The organism is Cuneatibacter sp. NSJ-177, from assembly GCF_022867805.1.
Lineage (GTDB): Bacteria > Bacillota > Clostridia > Lachnospirales > Lachnospiraceae > Pseudolachnospira.
This window is the reverse complement of sequence record NZ_JALIFO010000015.1, coordinates 38,268-64,639: the sequence shown is the minus strand read 5'-3', so window position 1 is coordinate 64,639 and position 26,372 is coordinate 38,268. Positions and strand designations below refer to the sequence as shown.

23 protein-coding genes, 1 tRNA gene and 1 riboswitch are annotated in these 26,372 nt (G+C 53.2%); of the genes, 22 read left to right on the top strand and 2 right to left on the bottom strand.

Annotated features, from left to right (window positions below):
* Nucleotides 1-168: 168 nt before the first annotated feature.
* Nucleotides 169-265: riboswitch (purine riboswitch) on the top strand.
* 111 nt (nt 266-376) lie between these two features.
* Nucleotides 377-1,648 carry an amidohydrolase family protein gene (locus tag MUB23_RS18060; protein WP_244802155.1) on the top strand — a complete coding sequence of 424 codons (1,272 nt, stop codon included), beginning with the start codon at nt 377-379 and terminating at the stop codon, nt 1,646-1,648.
* 14 nt (nt 1,649-1,662) lie between these two features.
* On the opposite strand, the gene MUB23_RS18055 is transcribed toward MUB23_RS18060, so the two are convergent.
* A complete protein-coding gene (locus MUB23_RS18055) occupies nt 1,663-2,838 on the bottom strand; it encodes an AI-2E family transporter (RefSeq protein ID WP_244802154.1) in 1,176 nt (391 codons plus the stop codon).
* A 229-nt stretch (nt 2,839-3,067) separates the two neighbouring features.
* Between MUB23_RS18055 and xdhA the strand changes: the two genes are divergently transcribed.
* The 18 genes from xdhA to gatB all read left to right on the top strand — a co-directional run bounded on the left by xdhA (nt 3,068) and on the right by gatB (nt 20,825).
* A complete protein-coding gene (gene xdhA, locus MUB23_RS18050) occupies nt 3,068-5,356 on the top strand; it encodes a xanthine dehydrogenase subunit XdhA (protein WP_244802153.1) in 2,289 nt (762 codons plus the stop codon).
* 15 nt (nt 5,357-5,371) lie between these two features.
* The gene (xdhB, locus tag MUB23_RS18045) at nt 5,372-6,259 is read left to right on the top strand and encodes a xanthine dehydrogenase subunit XdhB (protein ID WP_244802152.1); all 888 of its coding nucleotides are present in this window, start codon (nt 5,372-5,374) and stop codon (nt 6,257-6,259) included.
* Nucleotides 6,252-6,740 carry a xanthine dehydrogenase subunit XdhC gene (gene xdhC, locus MUB23_RS18040; protein WP_244802151.1) on the top strand — a complete coding sequence of 163 codons (489 nt, stop codon included), beginning with the start codon at nt 6,252-6,254 and terminating at the stop codon, nt 6,738-6,740. The genes xdhB and xdhC overlap by 8 nt, the downstream gene beginning before the upstream one ends.
* Nucleotides 6,733-7,002 carry a GIY-YIG nuclease family protein gene (locus MUB23_RS18035; RefSeq protein WP_244802150.1) on the top strand — a complete coding sequence of 90 codons (270 nt, stop codon included), beginning with the start codon at nt 6,733-6,735 and terminating at the stop codon, nt 7,000-7,002. The genes xdhC and MUB23_RS18035 overlap by 8 nt, the downstream gene beginning before the upstream one ends.
* Before the next feature lie 159 nt (nt 7,003-7,161).
* Nucleotides 7,162-7,542, top strand: a complete 381-nt coding sequence (locus tag MUB23_RS18030; protein WP_244802149.1) for a GntR family transcriptional regulator — start codon at nt 7,162-7,164, stop codon at nt 7,540-7,542.
* Nucleotides 7,539-8,468 carry an ABC transporter ATP-binding protein gene (locus MUB23_RS18025; protein WP_244802148.1) on the top strand — a complete coding sequence of 310 codons (930 nt, stop codon included), beginning with the start codon at nt 7,539-7,541 and terminating at the stop codon, nt 8,466-8,468. Before MUB23_RS18030 ends, MUB23_RS18025 begins: the two co-directional genes overlap by 4 nt.
* Nucleotides 8,465-10,648: a hypothetical protein gene (locus tag MUB23_RS18020; RefSeq protein WP_244802147.1), complete on the top strand. Its 2,184-nt coding sequence runs from the start codon at nt 8,465-8,467 to the stop codon at nt 10,646-10,648. Before MUB23_RS18025 ends, MUB23_RS18020 begins: the two co-directional genes overlap by 4 nt.
* 241 nt (nt 10,649-10,889) lie before the next feature.
* On the top strand, nt 10,890-12,239 hold the full coding sequence (gene glmM / locus MUB23_RS18015) for a phosphoglucosamine mutase (RefSeq protein WP_244802146.1): 1,350 nt from the start codon (nt 10,890-10,892) through the stop codon (nt 12,237-12,239).
* Nucleotides 12,240-12,241: 2 nt separating this feature from the next.
* Nucleotides 12,242-13,297: a pyridoxal phosphate-dependent aminotransferase gene (locus MUB23_RS18010; protein ID WP_244802145.1), complete on the top strand. Its 1,056-nt coding sequence runs from the start codon at nt 12,242-12,244 to the stop codon at nt 13,295-13,297.
* Nucleotides 13,298-13,393: 96 nt separating this feature from the next.
* Nucleotides 13,394-13,465, top strand: a tRNA-Gln gene (locus tag MUB23_RS18005).
* 236 nt (nt 13,466-13,701) lie between these two features.
* Nucleotides 13,702-14,430 carry an acyl-[acyl-carrier-protein] thioesterase gene (locus MUB23_RS18000; protein ID WP_244802144.1) on the top strand — a complete coding sequence of 243 codons (729 nt, stop codon included), beginning with the start codon at nt 13,702-13,704 and terminating at the stop codon, nt 14,428-14,430.
* Between the two features lies 1 nt (nt 14,431).
* Nucleotides 14,432-15,265, top strand: coding sequence for a CvfB family protein (locus MUB23_RS17995; protein WP_244802143.1), 834 nt, complete (start codon nt 14,432-14,434; stop codon nt 15,263-15,265).
* 229 nt (nt 15,266-15,494) lie between these two features.
* The gene (locus MUB23_RS17990; RefSeq protein ID WP_244802142.1) at nt 15,495-16,097 is read left to right on the top strand and encodes a GNAT family N-acetyltransferase; all 603 of its coding nucleotides are present in this window, start codon (nt 15,495-15,497) and stop codon (nt 16,095-16,097) included.
* 14 nt (nt 16,098-16,111) lie between these two features.
* On the top strand, nt 16,112-16,549 hold the full coding sequence (locus tag MUB23_RS17985) for a GatB/YqeY domain-containing protein (RefSeq protein WP_244802141.1): 438 nt from the start codon (nt 16,112-16,114) through the stop codon (nt 16,547-16,549).
* Nucleotides 16,550-16,616: 67 nt separating this feature from the next.
* A complete protein-coding gene (dapF, locus tag MUB23_RS17980) occupies nt 16,617-17,474 on the top strand; it encodes a diaminopimelate epimerase (protein ID WP_244802140.1) in 858 nt (285 codons plus the stop codon).
* 162 nt (nt 17,475-17,636) lie between these two features.
* Complete coding sequence (gatC, locus tag MUB23_RS17975) at nt 17,637-17,933, top strand: Asp-tRNA(Asn)/Glu-tRNA(Gln) amidotransferase subunit GatC (protein WP_244802139.1); 297 nt, start codon at nt 17,637-17,639, stop codon at nt 17,931-17,933.
* The gene (gatA, locus tag MUB23_RS17970; protein ID WP_244802138.1) at nt 17,930-19,393 is read left to right on the top strand and encodes an Asp-tRNA(Asn)/Glu-tRNA(Gln) amidotransferase subunit GatA; all 1,464 of its coding nucleotides are present in this window, start codon (nt 17,930-17,932) and stop codon (nt 19,391-19,393) included. The genes gatC and gatA overlap by 4 nt, the downstream gene beginning before the upstream one ends.
* Nucleotide 19,394: 1 nt before the next feature.
* Nucleotides 19,395-20,825 carry an Asp-tRNA(Asn)/Glu-tRNA(Gln) amidotransferase subunit GatB gene (gatB, locus tag MUB23_RS17965; protein ID WP_244802137.1) on the top strand — a complete coding sequence of 477 codons (1,431 nt, stop codon included), beginning with the start codon at nt 19,395-19,397 and terminating at the stop codon, nt 20,823-20,825.
* Between the two features lie 73 nt (nt 20,826-20,898).
* Here the strand turns inward: gatB and MUB23_RS17960 are convergent, their stop codons facing one another.
* Nucleotides 20,899-21,819 carry a LysR family transcriptional regulator gene (locus tag MUB23_RS17960; RefSeq protein ID WP_244802136.1) on the bottom strand — a complete coding sequence of 307 codons (921 nt, stop codon included), beginning with the start codon at nt 21,817-21,819 and terminating at the stop codon, nt 20,899-20,901.
* A gap of 235 nt (nt 21,820-22,054) precedes the next feature.
* Between MUB23_RS17960 and MUB23_RS17955 the strand changes: the two genes are divergently transcribed.
* From MUB23_RS17955 to MUB23_RS17945, 3 genes are all read left to right on the top strand, one after another.
* Nucleotides 22,055-23,005, top strand: a complete 951-nt coding sequence (locus MUB23_RS17955) for an alpha/beta hydrolase (protein WP_244802135.1) — start codon at nt 22,055-22,057, stop codon at nt 23,003-23,005.
* Nucleotides 23,006-23,031: 26 nt separating this feature from the next.
* The gene (locus MUB23_RS17950) at nt 23,032-24,342 is read left to right on the top strand and encodes an SLC13 family permease (protein WP_244802134.1); all 1,311 of its coding nucleotides are present in this window, start codon (nt 23,032-23,034) and stop codon (nt 24,340-24,342) included.
* 667 nt (nt 24,343-25,009) lie between these two features.
* Entirely contained in the window at nt 25,010-26,356 is a 1,347-nt protein-coding gene (locus tag MUB23_RS17945; RefSeq protein ID WP_244802133.1) for an LCP family protein, read from the top strand.
* Nucleotides 26,357-26,372: the final 16 nt, after the last annotated feature.

Sequence of the window (26,372 nt, the reverse complement as noted above, 5' to 3'; positions counted from 1 at the left end):
CGATAAAAAACATCGTTTCGCACCCTCTAACTTGGGATTTTCGTGCAAAATACGCACGAAAACACCTCGCGGAATTGTGGCTGTGAATGGTAACAAGAAAAATTATTATTTCTGAGATTATTGCGGCCAACGCTTGCTTTTTCTCTTACATTCTTCTATAATAATGAAAAGAAGTGAAAACAAAGAACTTATATAGACCCGCGATTGGGCGGGCGTTTCTACCGGCTGCCGGAAATAGCCGACTATAAGTTCCCGATCTGAGCGGGAATTTGTGTCGGAACGGCAGCCGTTTTTATTACACAGAAAAGCCAAAACGATCCGGAGCAGAATTCCCGCTGGAATGGATGCCGGATCCAGGAAAAAAGAGGTGACCTCAATGCAGAATTTTGTTTTAAAAGGCCATATTTGTTACAACCAGACTCCCACGGAGCTGGCCGTACAGGAAGATGGCTATCTTATTTGTGAAAATGGCCGGTCCTCCGGCGTCTTTCCGGTTCTTCCGGAACGTTATCAAAACCTGCCGCTTGTCGACTGCGGCGACCGCCTGATCCTTCCGGGAATGACGGATCTCCATGTGCATGCTTCCCAATATGCCTTCCGGGCGTTGGGAATGGATATGGAATTATTGGATTGGCTGAACACCAACGCGTTTCCGGAGGAGGCGAAATTTCAGGATCCAGAATATGCCCGGAAAGCCTATGGGATCTTTACGGAGAACTTAAAGAAGAGTACGACCACCCGCGCCTGTATCTTTGCCACGGTTCACGGGGAGGCCACGGAAATCCTGATGGATCAGATGGAAGCTTCCGGCCTGATTACTTATGTGGGTAAGGTCAACATGGACCGGAACGCTCCGGATTATCTTCGGGAGGAGAGTGCAGAAGCCTCTGCCCAGGCAACCGTGAAGTGGTTGGAGCGCACCATTGGAAAATATGAACACACCAGGCCGATCTTGACGCCGCGCTTTATTCCGAGCTGTACCGATGAACTGATGGAGGCTTTGGCAGGCATTCAGAAACAGTACCATCTGCCGCTCCAGTCCCACTTGTCGGAAAATCAGGGGGAGATTGCCTGGGTGCGGGAGCTTTGTCCGGATGCGGATTCCTATGGGGAGGCATACGACCGGAGAGAGTTGTTGGGAACCGGCGGCCCGACGATTATGGCTCACTGTGTCTGGTCGGACGAGAAAGAGAGGGCGCTTTTAAAGAAGCGGAATGTATTTGCAGTCCATTGCCCCCAGTCCAATATGAATATCGCTTCCGGCATTGCTCCGGTCCGCGCCTTCCTAAAAGAGGGCGTCCCGACTGGCCTGGGGAGCGATGTGGCGGGCGGCAGCAGTGAATCGCTGCTTCGGGCCATGACGGATGCGATTCAGGCATCCAAGCTTCGCTGGCGGCTGGTGGATGAATCCCAGAAACCTTTAATTTTAGAGGAGGCGCTTTATCTGGCCACCAAGGGAGGCGGTTCTTTCTTTGGAAAGGTCGGAAGTTTTGAACCAGGCTATGAGTTGGATGCAGTGGTTCTGGATGATATGAGACTGGCCCATCCCCAGACGCTTACCGTGAAGCAGCGGCTGGAACGCCTGGTCTATCTGGGGGACGACCGGGATATCTGGAAAAAATATGTGGCCGGGAGAGAAATCCGATAAAAATAATGGACGTTTCAAGATCCTTTTGATTCCTCCGGCTCCGTGATCTTTTCCTTCAGTTTTCCATTGATAGCTTCCCGCGTCAGGCAGTAGAGCACGGAACAAAGGGGAACGCCTAAGAGCATCCCCAAGATCCCTCCTACGCTTCCGCCGATGGTGATGGCGGCCAGGACCCAGAGACTGGGGAGCCCGATGGATTTCCCGACGACTTTGGGATAGATCCAATCCCCTTCAAACTGTTGAAGGATCATGATAAAAATGACAAACCAGAAAGCCTTTGACGGGCTATCCATAAAGATTAAAAGAACGCCAACGGCGGTGCCGAGAAAGGCTCCGATCACCGGGATCAAAGCGGTGAAGCCAACCAGAGCCGCAATCATCGGAGCATAGGGGAACGAAAACAGAAGCATTCCCAGATAGCAGAGACCGCCGATGATGACCGCTTCAATACATTGGCCGGATACAAAGCGGGAAAAGACCTCGTAGGACAGGGAGGACAGAGAAAAAATCCGTTCCACCACATTTTCCGGCAGCACGGCCAGCAAAATTTTTTTCGTCTGATAGCTGAGGGTTTCCTTGCTGAAGAGCATATACATAGCAAAGGTAAAGCCAAACACAATATTGACAAAGGTGTGGATCACTGCGGTCGCCAGGTTTACGGCGCCGCCGACCGCGCCGAGAAAGGAAGAGTCCCCGCGGGAAAAGAAGGCGGTGACGATTTCTTCCAGTTTACCGGCATCCAAAGTCAGCCGGTTCAGCGAGTCCAGGGAGATGCCCCATTTTCCGAGAAAGGAGATGGCAAAATCCTTGAAATCATTGAGGTAACCGGGAAGGACCTGGGCCAGGGAAAGGGCTGAGGACTTGAGCTGAGGAAGGATGAGCAGCAGGAGCAGTAGGATCAGTCCAAAGATCAAGACAACGCTCAGCACAATGGCCAGGGGACGGCGGATTTTCTGGAACAGCGGCCGGTTGTTCCAGGGAAGAATCGGGAAGATCCGTTCTTCAAAAGCGATGAGGGGGACATTTAGTACGAATGCGATGGCAAAGCCGATCAAAAGCGGCGAAAATACCCCCAGGAGCCAGGAAAAGCCGCGGGCCACGGCGCCGAGGTTTAGCAGGCCCACAGTAAGAACAATGGCAAAGCTGATTAAGCGCATGAGAACGCGGATATTTTTACGATTGAATTCCAAAAAGATTTCCCCTTATACGTTGTTGGAAGTAACATAACAAAGAAAACGAAGCCTGTCAACGGGGCATCGTTCGCCCGTTTCGTCAGAAGGCGACGGGGTAGAACCGTATCTGACAGGAAACGATCAAAATTGTGCGGATTGCCAGGAAATTCGGCTTGGTTCTTTTATGGGCGGGAATAAAAATGCCGCCGGATCAAGCGGAGCGGCATGGAAAGAAGGAGGCGTAAAAATGGGTGTGGGAGAATCCAGGAAGCGGGTAGACGCTTTCGCAAAGGTGACCGGGGAGGCCCGCTATACAGCGGATCTGATGCCGGAAGGGCTTTTGGTGGCAAAAGTGGTTCACAGCACGATCGCCAACGGCTGGGTGAAAAGTTTTGACCTGAGCGAGGCTTTGGCGGTGCCGGGAGTGGTGAAGATTGTGACCTGCATGGATGTGCCGGATCTTCCGTTTCCGACGCCGGGGCATCCCTGGTCGGTGGAACCGGCCCATCAGGATGTCCGGGACCGGAAGCTGCTGAACCGCCGGGTGCGGGTTTACGGAGATGATATTGCCGCGGTGATAGCAGAGAACGAGCTGGCCGCCGTGCGGGCCGCCCGCCTGGTCAAGGCAGAATACGAGGAGTATGCGCCTTTGCTCACCGTGGAACAGGCTATGGCTCCGGAGGCCACGGCCGTCCATGAGGAAAAGCCGGGAAATGTGCTGGCCCACTCGGAATTTACCGTAGGAGAGATCCCTTATGAAGAGGCAGTCCGGGAAGATGGCTTGACCTTTGTGGACCGGGTTTATGAGACTCATCCCGTTCAGCACTGCCATCTGGAAGTGCCGGTTTCCTATGCTTATGAGGCGGAGGGAAAGATTGTCGTGACGACGTCCACCCAGATCCCTCATATCGTCCGCCGGGTAATCAGCCAGGCGCTGGGAATTCCGGTGGGCAAGATCCGGGTGATCAAGCCTTATATCGGTGGAGGCTTCGGAAATAAACAAGATGTGCTCTATGAGCCGCTAAACGCATATCTCTGCCAGCAGGTGGGCGGCCGCGGGGTGAAGCTGGAACTGACCAGGGAGGAAACGCTGGCCTGCACCAGAGTGCGCCACGGCCTGAAATTCCACTTGCAGGGCGCGGCCAGGAAGGATGGGACCCTGGTGGCCAGGAAGCTTACGGTTTGGTCCAATCAGGGCGGCTATGCTTCCCACGGGCATGCGATTGCCGCCAATGCGGCCAACATGTTTAAACAGCTTTATCAGGATGAAAAGGCGCTGGAATGCGAGTGCTATACGGTATACACCAATCTCACTACAGCCGGGGCCATGAGGGGCTACGGGATTCCCCAGTCCTGTTTTGCCACTGAATGTCTGACCGAAGATATGGCATACGCCATTGGCATGGACCCGCTGGAATACCGGCTGAAAAATTGCAGCAAGGCCGGGTATACGGATCCGCATCTGGGGATCGGGTTCCACTCTTATGGTTTGGAAGAGGCCATGAAGAAGGGGGCCCAATGGATCGGCTGGGAGCAGAAACGAAAGGACTATGAAAATCAGACCGGCCCGGTGCGCCGCGGCGTGGGCATGGCGATTTTCTGTTACAAGACCGGCGTGTATCCCATTTCCCTGGAAACAGCGTCCTGCCGGATGATCTTAAACCAGGACGGATCCATGCAGCTCCAGATGGGGGCCACGGAGATCGGCCAGGGGGCGGACACCGTGTTTACCCAGATGGCCGCCGAGGTCACCGGAATCACCGAGGACAATATCTACATTCAGTCCACCCAGGACACGGATGTGACGCCTTTTGATACCGGAGCCTATGCGTCCCGACAGACCTATGTCAGCGGCATGGCGCTGAAAAAGACCGGGGAGCTGTTCCGGGAAAAAATCCTGGATTATGCCGCCTACTCGACCAAACGGGCGGCGGAAGATCTGACAATCCGGGAAAATCAGGTGGTGGAGAAAGAGACCGGCGCGCCGGTGGCCGCTTTGGCGAAGCTGGCGGAGGAAGCTTTTTACAGCCTTGACCGCTCCGTACATCTGACCGCTGAGGCCACGGCCCACTGCAAGGTAAATACCTTTGCCAGCGGAGCCTGTTTTGCCGAGGTAGAAGTGGATATCCCTCTGGCAAAAGTGAGGGTTTTGAAACTGGTGAATGTCCACGACAGCGGGACGCTGATCAACCCGAAGTTAGCGGAGGCGCAGGTTCACGGCGGTATGAGCATGGGGCTCGGCTATGCGCTCAGCGAAGAGATGCTTTACGACCAGAAAGGCCGTCCTCTGACGGATAATCTGCTGGATTATAAACTACCGACTGCCATGGATTCGCCGGATCTTCACGTGGAGTTTGTGGAACTGGAAGATCCGACCGGGCCGTTCGGCAATAAGGCGCTGGGCGAGCCTCCAGCGATCCCGGTGGCTCCTGCGGTTCGGAACGCCGTGCTGCACGCGACCGGCGTGGCGGTGGATGAACTGCCGCTGTCTCCGGGACGCCTGTCCGAGGCTTTCCGCAAAGCCGGATTGATGTAGAAGGGAGGAACGGCCATGTACGATATTTCAAAATGTTACCAGGCAAAGGATGCGGCGGACGCAGTCCGGGCCCTGATGGAGGATGAGACGGCGATCGTGATCTCCGGCGGCACCGATGTATTGATCCAGGTGAGGGAGGGGAAACTTGCCGGGGCCTCCCTCATCAGCGTCCACGGTCTGCCGGAGCTGACGGGCATCCGGATGGATGAAGACGGAACGCTGGTGATCGGCGCGGCGGAGACCTTTTCCCATATCACGAATCATCCGCTGATTCAGACCTACGCGCCGGTGCTGGGAGAAGCGGTGGACACCGTGGGCGGCCCGCAGATCCGGAATATGGGCACCATTGGCGGAAATGTCTGCAATGGCGTGACCAGCGCGGACAGCGCGTCTACTCTAATGACGTTTGACGCGGTATTGGAACTGTTCGGGCCGGAGGGCGTGCGCCTGGTGCCGGTCAGAGATTTTTATCTCAGCGCCAAAAAGACCGTCCGGAGGCAGAACGAGATTCTTCTCTCCGTGCAGATTCCAAAGAGCGAATACGAAGGCTATACCGGGAAATACATCAAATACGGAAAACGAAACGCCATGGAAATTGCCACTCTCGGCTGTGCGGTGCGGGTGAAGCTTTCCCCGGATCATACCGCTTTGGAAGACCTTCGGATTGGCTTCGGGGTGGCCGGACCGGTGCCGATGCGGTGCACTGAGACGGAAGCGGCGGCAAAGGGCAGAAAACTGGACGAATCCCTGATCAATGAGATTGGGAAAGGCGTCCTGGCGGAGGTCCATCCCCGGTCCAGCTGGCGGGCTACGAAGGAATTCCGTCTTCAACTGGTGGAAGAACTGGTAAAGCGGGCGTTCCGGGAGGCGGTGGAAAAGGGAGGAGGTAGTTTCGATGCTTGAGATTCTGCATATGAATGTGAACGGCAAGGATGTGGAAATCCCGGTGGAACCGGGGGAATCCCTGGTGGATACCCTGCGGAACCGGCTGCATCTGACCAGCGTGAAAAAAGGGTGTGAGGTCGGCGAGTGCGGCGCCTGTACTGTTTTAATAGACGGAGAGGCTGTGGATTCCTGCCTGTATCTTTCCACCTGGGCCGAGGGAAAGCGGATTCTGACGGTGGAAGGCTTAAAAGCGCCGAACGGCGAGCTGAGCAGGATCCAGCAGGCTTTTGTCGACGAGGCGGCAGTCCAGTGCGGTTTCTGTACGCCGGGGCTGATCTTATCGGCGGTGGAGATCGTGGGAACGGGAAAAAAATACAGCCGGGAAGAATTGCGGAAGCTGATCTCCGGGCATCTCTGCCGCTGTACCGGGTATGAAAATATTCTGAATGCGATGGAACGTATCGTGGAGGAAACTTACAAGGTGGCAGGCCATGAGTGAAGAGCTCTGTCATACGGTCTACATCCTCCGGTGTGGGGACGGAAGTCTCTATACCGGATGGACGACTCATCTGGAAGCAAGGATCCGGGCGCACAACGCAGGGACCGGAGCCAAGTATACGAAGAGCAGAAGGCCGGTGGAGCTGGTGTACTTTGAGACTTATGCAACAAAATCGGAAGCTTTGAAGCGGGAGTGCGCGATTAAGAAGCTGAAAAGGAAAGAAAAACTGGCTTTGATTCAGAATGCCTACATAAACTATTAAGAAATCCGGGGTTGTAATCCAGCCCCGGATTTGATATATTCTATCTGTACTAGTTGACATAATACACCAAGGACGGAAGGAGAGGAAAAATCAGCCAGATCAATTAGACTGGCTTTTTCCCCCGCTCTGTACTAAAATAGAAAAGGAAGGAGGAAGCGGATGTTCCAAATTGATGTCATGAGCCGGAAACCAGTTTATGAGCAGTTGGTCAATCAGGTGGAACGTTTTATCCTGATTGGCGTGATCCATCAGGACGAACAGATTCCGTCCGTGCGCAGTCTTTCAGTGGAATTGGCAGTCAATCCCAATACGATACAGAAAGCTTACTCGGAATTGGACCGCCGGGGTATTACGTATTCTGTGCCCGGTAAGGGAAGTTTTGTTGCGCCGGGGGCGGTGCAGCGAATTGGTGAGAGGAGGAGAAGCAAATTGAAAGAATTTATCGCTCTGGTCAGCGAATTGGCTTTGGCCGGGATTAAAAAAGAAGAGATTATCGCCTGCGTGGAAGAGGCGTACCGGGAGAAGGAGGCGGTTCAATGATCAAAGTGGATGGACTCTCCAAAAAATTTGATCAGTTTACCGCCCTGAATAAGATTTCCTGTACGATTCCCCATGGCTGTATCTATGGCATGGTAGGGTCCAACGGCGCCGGAAAATCCACGTTTCTGCGTCTAGTCACCGGCATTTACCGCCCGGACTCCGGGAAGATTGAGATGGACGGGGAGCCGGTCTACGAAAATCCAAAGAAAAAAGCAGAGATCGCCTATGTACCGGACGATTTGTTTTTTCTTAGCGGCGCTACGATGGACCGGATGGCGAGGCTTTATGAGTCCATCTATCCGGCGTTTAACCGAAACCGCTACGGATATCTGACAGAGACCTTCGGCTTGAATCCGAAAAAACCGATCAACAATTTTTCCAAAGGCATGAAACGTCAGGCCGCGATTATATTGGCGCTGTCCTCCCATCCTAAATATCTGTTTTTCGATGAGACCTTCGACGGACTGGACCCGGTAATGCGAAACCTGGTCAAGTCTTTGATCTGCGAAGATGTGCTGGAACGGCAGGCCACAGCGATCATCACCTCCCATTCGCTCCGGGAACTGGAGGATACCTGCGATCAGCTGGCGCTGCTGCACCAGGGCGGGCTGGTGCTGGAGAGCGATATTCAGAACCTGAAAACATCACTGTTTAAGGTCCAGGTGGCGTTTCATGAATCCTTCAATGAAAAGCTGTTCGCAGGAATCGAGCTGCTGCATTACTCCAAGCGCGGTTCTGTTGCGAACCTGATTGTGCGCGGACAGCAGGATGAGACGGTTAACCGGATTGCCGCTTTGCACCCGGTGCTTTTGGATGTGCTGCCGCTGACTCTGGAAGAAGTATTTACCTATGAAATGGAGGCGCTGGGCTATTTCTTTGATCCCAGCGGTTATGGATTTGTGGAGGAGAAGGAGGTGAAAGCATGAAGAAAACCTGGTTTGACGCCCGTCTGTACCGGGAAGGACTCCGGCAGCTTCGGGTCATCGGGATCCTGAGCTTTGTGGTGATGGCGTTGGGCGCGATTTTGGTGCCGGTGGGGGAAGCGATCAGCTACTCATCGCAGATCGCAGTTCAGACCGCCCAGGCAGGAGCAGAGTTTAACCCGGAAATCATGACGCTGATGCGGGCGCACCCTCTGCTGATGCTGGGATTCCCTGTGCTGGCGCCGATTATGAGTCTGTATCTGTTTCATTTTCTGGATAGGAGAAGTTCCAGTGATTTCTACCATGTGATCCCTCAGACCAGAAACTGTCTGTTTTTAAGCCTGACGGCGGCCCTCTTGACTTGGCTCTTCGTGATCCTATGGGGGTCGGCGGCGATCTGCCTGATTACCTGCAAGCTGTTGGGAAAATATCTGGTGCTGACAACGGCGTCGGTTCCGGCTCTCGTTTTTACCATGACGGCGGCCAGCCTTTTGGTGGCGGCCAGCGTGCTGCTTGCGGTCAGTATCACAGGGACCTTGTTTACCAATATTGTCGTGTCGCTGCTTGTAATTTTTCTGCCCCGCGCCGTGATGCTGGTGATGAGCATCTGTCTCAGCTCCGCCATGCCGTATGTCAGCGATACCCATCTGTTTCCTCTGATGGATTATTCCTGGAACGTGATCACGGGAATCATGTTCGGATGGTTCACCGGCGTGTCGGGACAGGTGATTTATAGTTACTCCGCCGGAGCTTATACCTTGATTCTGGCTGTTTTATATGGGATCCTGGCCCGCTTTATGTTTGTCCGCCGGAAGAGCGAGGCGGCTGGTCAGGCGGCTCCATCGAGGAAAATGCAGGCGGTGTTCCGCCTGGCGGTTTCCATGACCATCTGCCTGATTCCGATTGGAATTGTATTCAGTCTGATTACAAATGAGGATGTCACCGGTTCCAGTCTGTTCGGCGTGGCGGTTTTGTATCTGATTGCCGTGATGGTCTATTTTGTCTACGAACTGATTGCGACGAGAAAACTGCGGAATCTGGCTGCTGCGGTGCCGGGCCTTGGAATTTTGGCTGCCCTGAATGTGGTTTTTATCTTTGGAATGTTTGGCATTTACCGGTATACCGAGAGCCAGCAGCCTGCCCCGGATGAGATTTCTTATGTGACGCTGCAGGCAGGAGCCAACTCTGCGATTGCCGCCTATTCCTATTCTTACGACAGCAGCGAGGTCGATTATTTCGACGCTTATCTGGAAGAGATCCGCCTGGATTCCCCGGAGGTCCGAAAACTGGTCAGCGAACGGCTGAGCGAGACCATCCGGTATTACACCGACGGCTATGAGGGCGGGATCGGCGGCCTTTTGGGCAGCAATAACATTGGAGTCCAGCTGGTGGCGATCAAAAACGGCGGCCGTACGCTTTACCGGAACATCTTTTTGACGGAGGCGGACCGAAAACTGATCATGGAGGAATATAAGGAGAAAGAGGAGGTCCGCCAGTTGTTCGGCAGTCTGCCGGAGAATGACCGAAAGACTACCACGGTCCGCTCCATCGACCGGCTGACCGATGCGGCCGCCGGGAGAGTTTACGCTGTGCTTCGGGAAGAAGCCGCTCAGACGGAGTTTGATGAATGGTATGCTTTGGTGCAAGGGATGGAAAATGAGGGAGAAGCGACCATTGTCGGCCGTGTAATGATGCAGACATACAAAGACAATCAACTGCTGACCTGCACGCTTCCGGTTTCTACGAAAATGCCGCAAACCTTTGCCCAGTACGTGAAGGAATACCAGGCAGTGAACCAGGAAGACCTTGGAAGTATCGCCGAACGCCTGAAGAAGCAGGATGCTGTCGTAACCGATTGCTATGCCAGCGGATTTGAGCAGGGCGTAAACCGGTTTTACACGAACCTTAGTTTCTCAATCAATCCTTATGGGGAAGAAGACGAGTCGGAAAACAAGAAGGACTGGGAGGAGAGCCGGACCTGCGGCCGGGAATTGGGAGAACTGCTGGATCTGGCAGGGACCAGGCAGGTCGAGGCGGACGGAGATTTTATGCTGCTGCAGGTCACCTTCTATGAGGAGGAACAGTACCACTATCTGGAAGTTTATCTGGCCGCAGGGCAGGATGATCTGCCGGATCTGATGCAGAAAAATCTCCAGAGAAACGACGGAAAAGCAAAGGATTAATAAAAGGGGCGAAAGCCCCTTTTTTCCTGCCCGGCTGGGCGCATGAAGCGGCGCGGGACGGAATAACATAAAAAAACAGAGTTGGTCAAAGGTTGGTCGGATGAGCGAAAAAAACAGTCAAAAAAAGAAAGATAAAATGAGTTTTGTTGCGCATGGAGGCGGATTGTGCTATACTAACACCGAATTAGGCGCGAAGACCGGCGGATTACCGGGAAGCGACCTTTCGGGAGGAACTGTTTTTATGGGAAAATATTTTGGAACTGATGGCTTCCGCGGGGAAGCAAATGTAACTTTGACGGTACAGCATGCGTTTCAGATCGGACGTTTTCTGGGATGGTATTACGGAAGAGATCACAAGTGTAAGGTTGCGATCGGAAAGGATACCAGACGAAGCAGCTACATGTTTGAAGACGCCCTGTCCTCCGGCCTGACCGCGTCCGGAGCCGACGTTTATCTGCTGCACGTGACGACGACCCCCAGCGTTGCCTATGTGGTCCGCACCGAGGAGGATTTTGACTGTGGCATCATGATTTCCGCGAGCCACAATCCCTTTTATGACAATGGAATTAAGATTTTAAACAGCCGGGGGGAAAAGCTGGAAGAATCCGTGATCGTGGAGATCGAGCGCTACCTGGACGGTCAGATGCCGGAGGCTCCTTTGGCAAAGCGGGAGGAGATCGGCTGTACCATCGACTATTCCGCCGGACGGAACCGCTATATCGGCTATTTGATCACGCTGGCAACCCGTTCCTTTAAAAATAAGAGGGTGGGGCTGGACTGCGCCAACGGCAGTTCTTTTACCATTGCCAAAAGCGTATTCGACGCGTTAGGGGCGAAAACCTATGTGATCCACAATGATCCGGACGGAACCAATATCAACCGAGACTGCGGCTCCACGCACATCCATGTGCTGCAGGAATTCGTCAAGGAACAGAAACTGGACGTGGGCTTTGCCTATGACGGCGACGCCGACCGCTGTATCGCGGTGGATGAAAAGGGGAACGTCGTGGACGGAGACTCGATTCTCTATCTCTGCGGGAAATATATGAAGGAAAAGGGCCAGCTGGCCAACAATACGATCGTTACCACCATCATGTCCAACTTCGGCCTCTACAAAGCGCTGGAGGAGGCGGGCATCGACTATGTGAAGACAGCGGTCGGCGATAAATACGTCTATGAGAATATGCTGGAAAACGGCCATCGTCTCGGCGGTGAGCAGTCCGGCCATATTATTTTCAGCAAATACGCTTCCACCGGCGACGGGATCCTGACCTCCCTGAAGGTGATGGAAGTGATGCTTGAGATGAAGCAGCCGCTGAGCAAGCTCTGCGAGGACCTGAAAATCTATCCGCAGGTCTTAAAGAATGTCCGGGTGGAGAGCAAGCCGGACGCCCAGGGCGACCCGGATGTGCAGGCGAAAGTGCTGGAAGTCGCGGAATCGCTCGGCAGCGAAGGCCGGATTCTCGTCCGGGAGAGCGGGACGGAACCGGTGATCCGCGTGATGGTGGAAGCGGCAAATTACGAGATCTGCGAGAAGTATGTGGACTCCGTGATCGAGGTTTTGGCGTACAAAGGACACGTGAAGGAGTAGAGATGAAGCCCTGGATGAAAAATCTGCGTCAGGTGGAGCCCTATGTGCCGGGAGAGCAGCCGAAGTCACTCGACGTGACGAAATTAAACACCAATGAAAATCCGTATCCGCCGGCTCCGGGGGTCTTAAAAGCCCTCGGAGCGATCCGGGCAGATTCCCTGCGCCGGTATCCGGATCCCGCCTGCGAAGAGTTGGTTTCGGCGCTGGCTTCCTATTACCATGTCGGAGCGGATCAGGTTTTTGTCGGGGTCGGCTCCGACGACGTGCTGGCCATGGCGTTTCAGACGTTTTTCAACTCCGAGCTTCCGGTGCTGTTTCCCGATATTTCCTACGCTTTCTATTCGGTATGGGCCGAGATGTTCAGCATCCCCTATGAGAAGCAGCCTTTAGATGAGGCGTTCCGTTTGGTCAAGGAAGATTATTTTAAGCCCAACGGAGGGATTGTTTTTCCGAATCCGAACGCGCCGACTTCGATCTTTGAGCCGCTTTCTTTTGTGGAGGAGATTGTTTCCCACAATCCGGAGAGCGTGGTGATCGTGGATGAGGCTTACATTGATTTTGGAGGAGAGTCGGCGCTGCCGCTGATTGAGAAATACGACAATCTCTTAATCGTGCAGACCTTTTCCAAGTCCCGGTCTCTGGCGGGCATGCGGATCGGTTTTTGCATCGGGAGCCCGGAACTGATTCAGGCGCTGAATTCTGTCAAATATTCTTTTAACTCTTACACAATGAATGAGACGGCGCTGGTTCTGGGAGCAGAGGCCTTGAAGGATGAGACCTATTTCCGGGAAACTCTGAACAAAATTGTGGATACGCGGGAGTCGGCGGTACGCCGGTTAAAGGAGCTGGGTTTTTCCTGCCCGGCACCCATGGGGAACTTTTTGTTTGTAACCCATGAGACGATTCCGGCTCGGAAACTTTTCGCGGATCTGCGCCGGGAAAATATTTTTGTCCGGTATTTTGATCAACCAAGAATTGACAATTATCTGCGAATTACCGTGGGAACTCCGGAAGAGATGGGAAGATTATACGGATTTTTGAAAAATTATTTGAAATAAGATGGAAAATCTGGGAAAAAGATTCTCGGAAAAAAGTTGAAATTGGGTCTTGCCAAATGGCGGAGGATGCGCTATAATTACTATCGCTGTGAGCGATGGGCTATCGCCAAATGGTAAGGCAACGGACTCTGACTCCGTCATTTCAAGGTTCGAATCCTTGTAGCCCAGCGATACAAAACCCTTGTAAATCCTTACAAGGGTTTTTCTTTATCCTGATGTATTTGTCGAATATTAAATGTGATTAGATGAAATATTTCGACAAAGAAGGCTTTGACAGCCGGAGGAGTCGAGATGAGATGCGACGGAATACGGTGACAGCAAAGGCGGTTGGAAGCAAACAAGGTTCCGCGTGTGCATTGTTTCTATATGAAAAGCTCTCCGGTCAATAAGGAAAGGCAAAATCGATGTACAGTAGAACGGAACGGATCCGGTTCAGTGAGGTAGGGCCGGACGGGAAGCTGACGCTTCCGGCTTTGGTGAATTACTTTCAGGACTGCAGCACGTTTCACTCCGAGGATCTTGGCGTGGGGCTTTCTTATTTGCAGGAAAGAAACTGCGCTTGGCTGATGAGTTTTTGGCAGGTGACAGTGGAAGAATACCCGGAACTAGGAGAAGAGGTCCGGATTGAGACGCGGCCTTACGCTTTTGAGCATTTTATGGGAAAGCGAAATTTTGAACTGTTTTCCGCCTCCGGGCGCTCTTTGGCGAGAGCCGACTCCCTTTGGTTCTATTATAATGCAGGGACAGAGAGGCCGGAGCGGCCGCCGGCGGAAATGATCGAGATCTATGGGATGGATGAACGGATCACCATGGATTATGCGGGAAGCCGGAAGATTCCGCTGCCGGATCAGATGGAGGCGCGGGAGCCTTTTTCCGTAAGGCGGATTCAGTTGGATACCAATGGGCATGTCAATAATGGTCAGTATGTCCGTATGGCGGAAGAATATTTTCCGGAAGGAAAGGTAACCGAGTTCCGGATGGAGTATAAAAAAGCGGCGCGGCTTGGCGACCGGATTTATCCAAAGGTTGGCCGGCAGGATGGCTGGACGGTGGCGGCCCTCTGCGATGAGAAGGGAAGGCCTTACGCCGTAGCAGCGGTTCAGGGTAATTTTTCCGAAGTGGAAAGAGGATAGAATGGAATTAGGAAAAAGACAGGTTTTAACGATTGTAAAAGAAAAAGAGATCGGCGTATATTTGGGGGAAGAGGGATCGGAGCGGACCGTTCTGCTGCCCAAGAAAGAAGTCCCTGCGGGAGCCAAGCCGGGGGATGCGCTGGACGTTTTCCTCTATAAAGATTCCGAAGACCGGCTGATTGCCACGACGGCGCAGACCGAATTTGAGGTCGGCGGGCTGGCGGTTCTGACTGTGTCGCAGGTGACGGAGATTGGAGCTTTTCTGCGCTGGGCCCTGGTTAAGGATCTGTTTCTTCCGTTTAAAGAGCAGCGGGGAAAGCTGAAAGAAGGCCAGCAGGTGTTGGTGGCTCTGTATGTGGATAAAAGCGGACGTCTGTGCGCCACAATGAAAATATATGGATATCTGAGCAGTGACTCTCCCTATCAGAGAAACGATAAGGTGACCGGTACGGTGTATCAGGTAAAGGACGAGGTCGGAGCCCTGGTTGCCGTTGACAACCGGTATTATGGCCTGATTCCGGAGCAGGAATTGTATTCCAGCCTGCGCCCCGGCGATTCGGTCGAAGCCCGCGTGCTTCAGGTGCGGCCGGACGGAAAGCTGGATCTCAGCAACAGGGAGAAGGCGTATGTCCAGATGGACCAGGACGCGGAGCGGGTATGGCAGGCTGTTCTGGAATACGACGGAAAGCTTCCCCTTCATGACAAATCCGATCCGGAGGAAATCAAGAAAGAATTGCAGATGAGCAAAAATGCTTTTAAGCGGGCGGCAGGCCGTTTGTTAAAGACGGGACGGATTCGCATTACGGAAGACGGTATTGAAAAAATATCCGGTTAAAGGAATGTTTTTGCCTAATCGATGCAGATTAAATAAAAAATGGAAAAAATTTGTAATTTCGTTTTTATGTCTGGTATTTAATGGACAAAATAAAAAGGGTATGGTATGATAAAAGAATTCGGTACACAAGATTTCTTTTTTGCCGAATCCACAGGTGAGAGAGCGGGAAAAGACCTATTCTGCAGGTCTGATTTGGGATGGCAGAAAAAATTTTAGAAGGAGTAGACAGATGAGAGACGGACTGCATTTCCTGTTCGGCCGGGAAATAGAAGTAATTTACAAACATTATATGAAAGCCGATTTTCCAGAAGCGGAACTGAAGCCGCTGACGAAGATTCAGAATATGACGAAGGACGGGTATTACGAACCCTACGGCTTATATGAGGCCGGAGCCCTTCAAGGATACGCATTTTTTGTGACCGGAGGGGAATTCTGCCTTCTGGATTACTATGCGGTATTAGAAGAAAAGCGGGGCGGCGGCTATGGCAGCCGTTTCCTGAAGATGATTCACCGCCACTATAAAGAAAAGGGCGGAATCTTCTTTGAGGTGGAACGCCCGGATGAGGCGGTCAATGCGGAAGAACGCGGGATCCGGGAGCGCAGAATTGCATTTTATCGAAAGAACGGATTAAAAGAGACGGAGATTCGGCCGCGTGTGTTCGGTGTCGGGTATCGGGTGATGTATCTTCCGTGCCGGAGGGACGAGTCGGACGAGATGTTGAAGGCTGAGTTGGACACGCTGTACCGCAGAATGTTCCCGCCGGAGGTTTACCGGAGGCAGGTCCGTTTTGAGGATCATATTCCTGTAGCGGCGGTAGAGAAAGAAGCATAGAAAGAGGTGATTTCTTGCAGTTTGAAACCTTGCAGAAAGACATGATTGCCGCGATGAAGGCCAAGGATAAGGTGCGAAAGGAAGCAGTTTCTTCCCTGGTGTCTGCGGCGAAGAAGGTGGCCATTGACGAGGGCTGCCGGGATCAGATCACAGAAGAAATCGTAAATCGGGTAATTGTAAAAGAGATGAAAAGCGTGCAGGAGCAGGTGGATACCTGCCCCGATGAGAGAGCGGAGCTGAAAGCTTCCTATCAGGCGCGGCTTGCCATCTTGAAAGAGTATGCCCCGCAGATGATGAGTCCGGAGGAGGTCCGCCAAGTTTTGACGGAGCAGTTCTCCGAGGTCTTGGCGACGAAGAATAAGGGGCAGATTATGAAAGCCGTGATGGCGGAGCTGAAAGGCAAGGCCGATGGAAAGGTGATCAGCCAGGTGGTGGCTGAGCTGTGCAGATAAAGTTGTCCGTCTGCGGGCAAAAGGAGAAAAATGGGAGGGGCGAGGGTTGCCCTGGGAGGCTAGCAGTATGAAATTTACGAAAATGCACGGAATCGGAAACGATTATGTCTATGTAAACTGTCTGGAAGAAGAGCTTCCGATGGATGCAGGGAGGCTGGCTGAACTGGTCAGCGACCGCCACTTTGGAATTGGTTCGGATGGTTTGGTCTTGATCGGGCCGTCCGAAGTTGCGGATTTTCGTATGGATATCTACAATGCAGACGGGTCCCAGGCCATGATGTGCGGCAATGGAATCCGTTGTGTGGCCAAGTACGTCTACGATCATGGCATGACCAATATGACGGCATTGAAAATTGATACTTTATCCGGAGTGAAAAATATCGAACTGACCGTCAAGGATGGAAAGGTCCGCCTGGCCACGGTCAACATGGGCCGCCCGGTGCTTTTGAGCCACGGGGCCAACCTGGAGGTGTCGCCCTCTCAGAAAGCGGACTTGAATGCGGAGCAGATTTTTGAGCCGCTGGAAGTCCTGGGAGAAGTGTGGCGGATGATACCGATTTCCATGGGAAATCCTCATGCGGTTTTCTTTGTCGGCGATGTGGACGGGCTGGATATTCAAAAGTACGGTCCTCTGATCGAAAAGCATCCGCGTTTCGTGGACCGCACCAATGTGGAATTTGTGCAGTTGATCGATGCGAGAACCGTCCGGATGCGCGTCTGGGAACGGGGCTCCGGGGAGACGATGGCCTGCGGGACAGGCGCTTGTGCCACAGCCGTCGCCTGCGCGCTGGCCGGTTACACCGAGACCCGGACCGATGTCCGCCTGCTTGGCGGCACCCTTCAGATTCACTGGGATGAGGACGATGGTCATGTCGATATGTGCGGCCCGGCCACCGAAGTATTTACCGGCGAATTCAACGTTTAAAGATAGGAACCAGAAGGCCTTGGCCCCTGCGTCCGCTCCGGCGATTCCGGCAGGATGCAGGGCCGGGGCTTTTTTCATTCATGGTGATGTCTGCGTAAGCAGACATGTCTGTTTACTGTGAAAGTCCCGGCAAGCGGCGAGATGGATCGAGGAGGGAAGAAATTGAAAGAGCAGATTACCGAGGAGATCGTAGAAGAGCTGGAGGTTTTAGTCCAGCTCTCTCTTCCGAAAGAAGAGAGGGAGCGGGCAGGCAGAGAACTGACGGAGATCTTAGCGTATGCGCAGACCGTACAGGATCTCGTGTGGACCGAAGAGGCGGCATCCGACTTTGCCCCTGTACTGCGGGAGGATGTGGTGGAGGAAAGCTTTCCGAAAGCGCGTTTGCTTGCCAATGCGCCGGAGGCAGAGGATGGCTGTTTTCGTGTGCCGAGGACCATTGGAGCGGGGAGGCAGTCATGAGAGAGAGGACAGCCCGCGAAATCGGAAGAGGGATCCGGGAAAAACGCTGGTCCGCGCCGGAGGCGGCGGAAGAATTTTTACGGGAGATTGCCGGCCGGGATTCCCAGTATGGGTGTTTTATCACCGTGGACCCGGAACTGGTACTCAGCCAGGCAGCTGCGGTTCAGCGGAAAATCGAGAAGGGCGAATATACCGGTCCTCTGGCAGGCGTACCGATTGCCGTAAAGGACAATATCTGTGCGGATGGCTTGAGGACCACCTGTGCTTCCAGAATGTTGCAGGATTTTGTGCCTCCCTATGACGCGGAGGCTGTTAAACGGATGAAAGAGGCCGGGATGGTGGTGTTGGGGAAAACGAATCTGGATGAATTCGCCATGGGAAGCACCACAGAAACTTCCGCCTTTGGGAGCACGAAAAATCCGTGGAATCCGGAACATGTCCCCGGCGGATCGTCCGGCGGGTCCGCGGCTGCGGTGGCGGCGGGACTTGTCCCGGCTGCCCTTGGCTCGGATACCGGCGGTTCGGTGCGTCAGCCGGCGGCATTCTGCGGCGTGACAGGGCTGAAACCAACTTACGGCACGGTATCCCGTTACGGCCTGGTGGCATACGCCTCTTCCCTTGACGTGATCGGGGTGATCGGCCGAGATATCTGGGACTGCGCATTGATCTGGGACGCCATGGCTGCCCTGGACCGGAAAGACAGCACTTCCCTGACGCGGAGCGATAAGCAAATGTTTCCTTTATCGGATCAGGGACTTGCCGGAAAGAAAATCGGGATCCCGAAAGAGTGGCTGGAGGGGGAGGCGGACCATGAGATGGCTGCGGCGGTGGAATCGGCAGCCGGAATCATGGAGAAATTGGGGGCTAAGATCCAGGAGATCCGCCTGCCTTTGACGGCAAAGTACGCAGTGCCGGCCTACTATCTGATTGCCTGCGCCGAGGCAAGTTCCAATCTGGCCCGGTTTGACGGCGTGAAATACGGGTATCGGACCGGAGAATACCAGGATTTTCATGAACTGTACCGCAAGACCCGCTCGGAAGGGTTCGGTTCGGAGGCGAAACGGAGAATGCTGCTGGGAGCTTTTGTGCTCAGCGCCGGTCACTATGAGGATTATTACCGGAAAGCCTGTGAGGCAAGAAAGCGGATCCGCGGTGAGTTTGCCGGTGTTTTTCAGGATTTTGACTTGATCCTGGGGCCGGCGGCGCCCTCCGGCGCTCCAAGGCTCGGCGAGAGCCTGGGCCGTCCGCTCCAGATGTACCGGCGGGATATTCATACCGTGGCGGCGAACCTCGCCGGACTTCCGGCGGTCAGCCTTCCGGCCGGGCTGGCCCAAAATGGGCTGCCGCTGGGGATTCAGCTGATGGCGGCGCCTTTGGCCGAGAAAACGTTGTTCGACGCGGCGGCCAGCTATCAAAAAGAGGTTCCGGCCCTGGTATGCCCTTGCCGGAAGGAGGCGTGAGATGGGAGAATATGAGACCGTCATTGGGCTGGAAGTCCATGTGGAACTGGCGACGAAATCTAAAATATTCTGCGGCTGCAGCACGGCCTTTGGCGGCGAGCCGAACACCCATGTCTGCCCGGTCTGTCTGGGGATGCCCGGCGCGCTTCCGGTGCTGAACCAAAAAGCGGTGGAGTATGCGGTGGCGGTGGGCCTTTCGGCCCACTGCGAGATCACGCGGGTCAGCTATTTTGACCGGAAGAACTACTTTTATCCAGATAACCCGCAGAATTATCAGATCTCCCAACTGTATTATCCGATTTGCCGGAATGGATATCTGGAGATCGAAGGGGAGGATGGAACGAAAAAGATCGGGATCCATGAGATCCATCTGGAGGAAGACGCCGGAAAGCTGATCCATGAGGAAAACGGCGGGGGATCCCGGATCGATTATAACCGGAGCGGCGTGCCTTTGATCGAGATTGTTTCCGAGCCGGATCTTGCCTCGGCCGGGGAAGTGATTGCCTATCTGGAACAGCTTCGGGTCACGATTCAGTACCTGGGCGCTTCCGACTGTAAGCTTCAGGAAGGATCCATGCGCGCGGACGTCAATCTGTCTCTGCGGAAAGCAGGGGAGGCCGGGCTCGGCGTGCGGACAGAGATGAAAAATCTCAGCTCTTTCCGGGCGATTGCCCAGGCCATTGCCCATGAGGCAAAAAGGCAGGAAGAGATCCTTTCTGGCGGCGGGCGCGTCGTTCAGGAAACCAGGCGGTGGGATGAGAACGAGGGCTGTTCCTACTCGATGCGCTCCAAAGAGGACGCCAAGGACTACCGGTATTTCCCGGAACCGGATCTTCCTCCCCTGGTGGTTTCCGATGAATGGATGGAAGAGATCCGCGGTCGGATCCCGGAGCTGCGGGAAGAGAAGAAAGCCCGCTATCGGATCGAGTATGGCCTTTCTGAGTATGACATCGGGATCTTGACGGAGTCCCGCCAAATGGCGGAATTTTTTGAAGACACGGTTTCCCTTTGCCGCCGGCCGAAGGAGACGGCGAATTGGCTGATCGGGGAAGCGATGCGCCTGCGGAAGGAGAGCGGCGGAGGAAACGGGTATTTTTCCTTTTCACCAAAGCATTTGGCTGGGCTGATCCGGATGGTGGAAGCGGGAGAGGTCAACCGCACCACGGCGAAAGTGGTCTTTGAACAGATTTTCCGGCAGGACGTGGATCCAGAAGTCTATGTCAAGGAGCATGGTCTCGGCATGACCGGCGATGCGGAGGAGCTGCGGGAGGCGGTTCGGCAGGTGCTGGAGCAAAACCCGCAGCCCGTGGCGGATTACAAGGGAGGAAAAGAGAAAGCCTTTGGCTTTTTGGTCGGCCAGTCGATGAAGGCGACCAAAGGGAAAGCGGATCCGGGTAAGATCCGTGAGCTATTGAAGGATTTATTATCATAGAAGAAACACAGAAATAAAATAGAAAACGAGATGGCGGCGAAACGTCCATCTCGTTTTTTATGGAAAAGGCTGTTTAGTCCCGGCTGTCCTGAGGCCTTCCGTAGTAGTCCAAAACAAAATCCCAAAAATCCTGAGCCGCCTCCGTCATCAGCGCTTTCCGCTGGCGGAGCAGGGAGAGGGTATGGCGGTAGGGACAGTTTTCCAGAGAGTAAAATACCAGATCGGAATCCGGAAATTTCAGGCAGCGGATGTAACCGGCCGGAAGGATGGCCAGGCCCAGGCCCTGGCGAACCAGATCCAGCTGGGCGTCGTAGCTGTCCGTTTGGATGGGGCTTTTGGTGAAAAATCCTGCGTTCTGGCATAAAAGAAAGGTGATATCCCGAAAAAAGATGGAATTATGGGTCAGGGTGATAAAGGGGTAGTCTGCAAGCTCCGCGAGGGACCGGGAGGTTTGGCCCGGCTGCGGGGGAAGGAGGCTGGCTGAGGCGGCTAGTACGTAGTCTTCCTCCGCCAAAGGCTCAGAGATCCAAAACTGTTCCGGGCTGAAGGGAAGAGTGCTGCTGGAGCTGCAAAGGATAAAATCCGGGGATTCCGCCCGTTTCAGCCGTTCCCCCAGAGCAAACTGGCTGATCATAAAGTGGACGTATGGATTCAGTTTGGCATAAGCGGCCAGACAAGGGTGGAGGATCGGGGAGTAAGCGTAGCAGAGAAGGGTAATCTGTCCGGTGATCTCATAGTGCACCTTTTTGGCTGCGTCCACGCCGTAATCCAGAAAGCGAAGCGCTTTCTCCGCATATTTGGCAAATTCTTCCCCGTTCCGGTTCAGCTTGATTCTTTTTCCGATCCGGTCGAAGAGCTGAATTCCAAGCTCTGCCTCCAGGGCGGCGATGCTCCGGCTCAGCGCCGGCTGGGAGATGTTCAGCAGATCGGCGGTTACCGACATGTGCTCATGTTTTTTCAATTCAAGAAAGTATTGAATCTGAAAGATATCCATTTTTGTTTCCTCGAAAGCGTGTTGCTTTGATCGCAGACTCGTGTATCTTGCTTCACTATAGCGAAGGCGGGAAAAAAAGTCAACCTGCTGTGGAAAGAGACCGGTTTCTTTATGCAGGATAGGTATCAACTCATAAGCAGGACGAATCAACCGGCAGGGAGAATTCTGATATAATCAGGAAAGATTCGATTCAGAACATGCGCGCAAAGGGATTCGGAACAGAAAGGAAAAAACTATGATTTGTAATCCTTGTCCTGGTTTTGAGCCGGTTATGCTGGCGGCCAGAAAAGAAGATACACCAGAGATTCAGGCGGCGAAGGCCGAGTTAAACCGCCTGGCAGATCAATTCCAGATCCCGGAGGGGATGAAGATAGAAGATCGGATGATTCCGGTGGATGAGGCGGGAACGGAACGTAACATCCGGATTTTTACACCGGCCGGCGCAGGAGAAAAGCCACCTGTCATCATGAGCCTGCACGGAGGGGGATGGAGACAGGGGGATCTGGAGCTGGATACCTTCCGCTGCTGCGCCTTGGCGGAGCGGATCCCCGCGATCGTGATAACCGTGGACTACCGCTTGGTGGACGGGAAGGAAATCGTCTATCCGATTCCGCTGATGGATTGTTACCACGCTTTTTGCTGGATATTTGAGCATGCGGCGGAGCTGGGAGGGGATCCGGAACGGATCGGCCTGACCGGAAACAGCGCCGGGGCCAATCTGGCGGAGGGGGTATCCCTGTATTCCAGGGATCACAACGGCCCCAGGTCTGTCTTTACCGCACTGGTGTGCCCGCCGCTGTCCGTGGATTTTACTAAAACAGCAGCCTACCACCAATGGTACGATTATAAAGTGGGAAAGGCTACGCCCCAGCTCTTTGCGGAACCCGGTTATCTCGGCGGCTATAATGGATATCCTGTTCCCTATTATGCGTTTCCCATGTATTGTCAGGATTTGGCCGGTCTGGAGCCCCATATGGTGGTGGCCGCTGAGTACGACGCGCTCCGGGACGACGGACTTCGCTACGCAAACCGCCTGTTAGAGCACGGCGTCCAGTGCGAGATTTACTGCGCGGCGCGGGTGGGACATTGCTATAATCGGATTCCCCATCCCTACAGTGACCTGCTCCATGATTTGATGGCGGCAGCTTTCCAGCGCGAGTTTCACATGGAGCCATACCGGCAATAAAACAAACGAGGAGAAAGGAAGAAAAAATGAATGTTACATTGATCGCAATTTTGATGGTGCTGGTGATCGTTCTCGCAGCCTTCCAGAAAAGAATTCCCATGTATCTGGTTCTGATGCTGATCCCCATTTTGGCTGCCCTGTTCTTAGGCTATTCCCTGACGGACATCAGTACGTCCATCATGGGAAAGCTGAACGAAACGATGGCATCCGCCGGATTTTTGCTTCTGTTCGCCCTGATTTACTTTAATCTGCTGATGGAGACCGGGATGTTTGAGACCATCGTCAACGTGATGATCAAGCCTTTTGGCAGCCGGATGAACGTGGTTATCCTTATTATTTTGACCACGGTGCTGAGCCTGCTTTGTGCGCTGACCGCACAGATCTCTGTTACTTATCTGATCATCTTCCCGATCCTGCTTCCTCTTTATAAAAAGCTGAAACTGAACCGGGAATACTGCTTCATTCTTTGTCAGACAGCGCTGGCCGTGATGATGTGGCTTCCCTGGAGCCCGGCCATCGTGAATGTATCGGTCGTGCTGGGCTGCGAGGCTACCGAGCTTTCCGTTGCAGCCTCCCAAGCTGCTGTCTGTATGGTACCCGGAATCCTGTTCCAGTGGATTTATATGGCGTGGAGGCATAAAAAGGACACGGGAAGTTTGTTTTTGACCGTGGATGGAGCCAGTGAGGCAGCGGCTGAGGAAGCGCAGGAGGAAAAGAAAAAGCTGGTTCGCCCGAAGCTGTTTTGGCCGAATCTTCTCGTATTTTTGATTTTGATGGTAGGCCTTTTAAAGTTTGGGATCCCCGCGTATCTGCTGTTTATGATCGGAACCGCCTACATGATCCTGGTAAACTACCCGAAAGATTTCGGCCCTCTGCTGGAGCGGGCGGGCAAACAGTTTATGGGTTTGTTCCTTTTCATGATCGGAATCAGTATTTACCTAGCCGTTTTCACCGATATGGGGATGGTGAATGCCCTCGGCGAGGCGATTGCCGGATCCTTCCCGGATTTTCTGGCCCGCTATATGCACATAATCCTTCTGGCAGTCTGCGTGGTCTGCATCCGCTATGTGCCGAACCGTGTCTTTACCATGCTGTACCCGGTGCTGGTTGCCACCGGAGCCCAATACGGCTTCCTCGGTATGGCAATGATCGCTCCCTTTATCATCAACCTGACTCTGGCCACCGGTTCCACACCGCTGAACCCGCCGAACTTTTTAGGCTGCTCCCTCCTGGAAATCGACGCAAACCACTACTTTGGTACCGCTGTCCGGATTCAAAGCATCACAAACCTCATCGCCATCGCAACCGCTGTCATTATGGGAATTATGCCGATATAAGAAACAAGGCAGAGAAAACCTTTGAAAGCAAAGAGTAAGCGGGACAGGACTCGGATGGGTAAGGAAGAAAAATAGGAAAACCAAGGCTGCTGCAAAAGGAGAAGGGATGCGGGGATTTGCTTTATCCGACTGTTTCGAACGAACGCTGCATCAAAGATTCCGCACACAGCAGCCTTGCTGATGGAAGGTCATCCCGGTTTATCAGTGTTTTTGCCGGGGCTATGTCCAATAGAAGAGAACACATTACCAGATACATCAGCACTCTAAAGGTCCGCTGGAATCATGCCCAAGGGGAGGGGCGTAGATTGAATTAGATGACGGGAGAACCGCGGAGCCTGATCCTTGGGATTCCTGATAGAAACACTTGACGGAAGACGGAACGAACAACCGGGTGTTTGCAGTTTCAAACTTGTTTTTCTTGACGCCCAGATTAGGGCCAGGCTGAAATTCCCGGTGTTTGTATTAAAAAGCAGGATTAAAAAATACCTAAATAATTAAAAATCCATACAAAAAATTCAAATTAACTGGTTTTTTCACGCCTACCTTTATTCTAAAACGGCATTTGTATGATTTTCTTAAGAAAAATCGGATTGAACTTTCCCAAAAAATCGAGTATGATAGGAGATGTTATTTGGAACGATACGAATAAAGAGAGGAAGAGATATTCATGGGAAATCGAGATGAACGGTATCGCGGCGACAAGCCGAGACGTCCCCGCACCGACGATCCTCGCCCGCGCAATTCCCGCGGCAATGACTCCTATGGCAGTAAAGACAGCCGCACCCGCAGCTCCCGTACCGATAGCTCTTATAATGGAAGTTCCCGCGCCCGTCGGGTATATCCGGGAGAAGAAGAGGGCGGCCAGCCGTACCGGGATGATCCGAACAGGAAAAACACACGGGAACGCCGCGAAATGGCTAAGAAGAAAAAACGGAGAAAGAGGATTATTCTTGTTGTCGTAGAAGTGGTTCTGCTGCTGATCGTAGCGGCGGTGGCCTTTGGCTTTTTCTACGTAAAAAATCTTTGGGACAAGGTAGATAAACCCACAGATTTTAAGAAAGAGGAAATTCAGACCAATGAGAATATTCCCGACTCAGTGAAGCAGGCAAAGGAAAAGTTTACGACAATCCTGCTTTTTGGCGTAGATTCCCGAAGCAACACGAATTTGACCTCGGCAGGCGCCAATGCGGATACGGACATCATTGCCTGCATCAACAATGAGACGAAGGAAGTGAAGCTGGTATCTGTTCTCCGTGATTCTTTCTTCGAGACGACGGAAGGAAAACACGGAAAACTGACGGATATTTATAGCCAGCATGGGGTAAAGGAAGCAATTCAGACGGTCAACCGGAATCTGGATCTGACCATCGATCAGTATGTGACGGTGAACTGGAAGGCCGTGGCGGATACGATCAATATGATGGACGGTTTGGATTTGGAGCTTTCCTCTGCGGAGGTAAAAGCTTTGAATCAGTACATTGGAGAAGTAATCGATGTAACCGGCCTGGATTCGGAAAAGGTAGACGTGAACGACGGCTATGAGTCGGACCAGGTGAAGGAAGACGGAAATCTGATGTATCACCTGGATGGGGTGCAGGCATTGACCTTTGCCCGTATCCGAAGCGTCGGACACCACGATCTGACCCGTGCAGAACGCCAGCAGGATGTGATCTCAGCTATGATGGCAAAGGCGAAAACGCTGAGCGTGGGCCAGCTCCAGGATATTGTTGAGACGATTGTACCCGGCATTTCCACGAACCTTACTCTGTCGGATATTTTGGGACTGGTACTGGATGTCAATGATTATACAATGGGCGAGAAGACGCGGATTCCTTTTGACAATATGTATCGGGATCAAGAGGACAAAGGGCCTGCCTACGTCTACTATTACCATCTGACGGACAATGTCACTAAGCTGCATGAGTTCCTGTACGGAACCACGGATTATCAGCCTACCAAGACGGTTCAGGAAATCAGCGATTATATTGATGAGTACCGTCAGTCCCATAAATAGAAAACGTTTCGCTGTC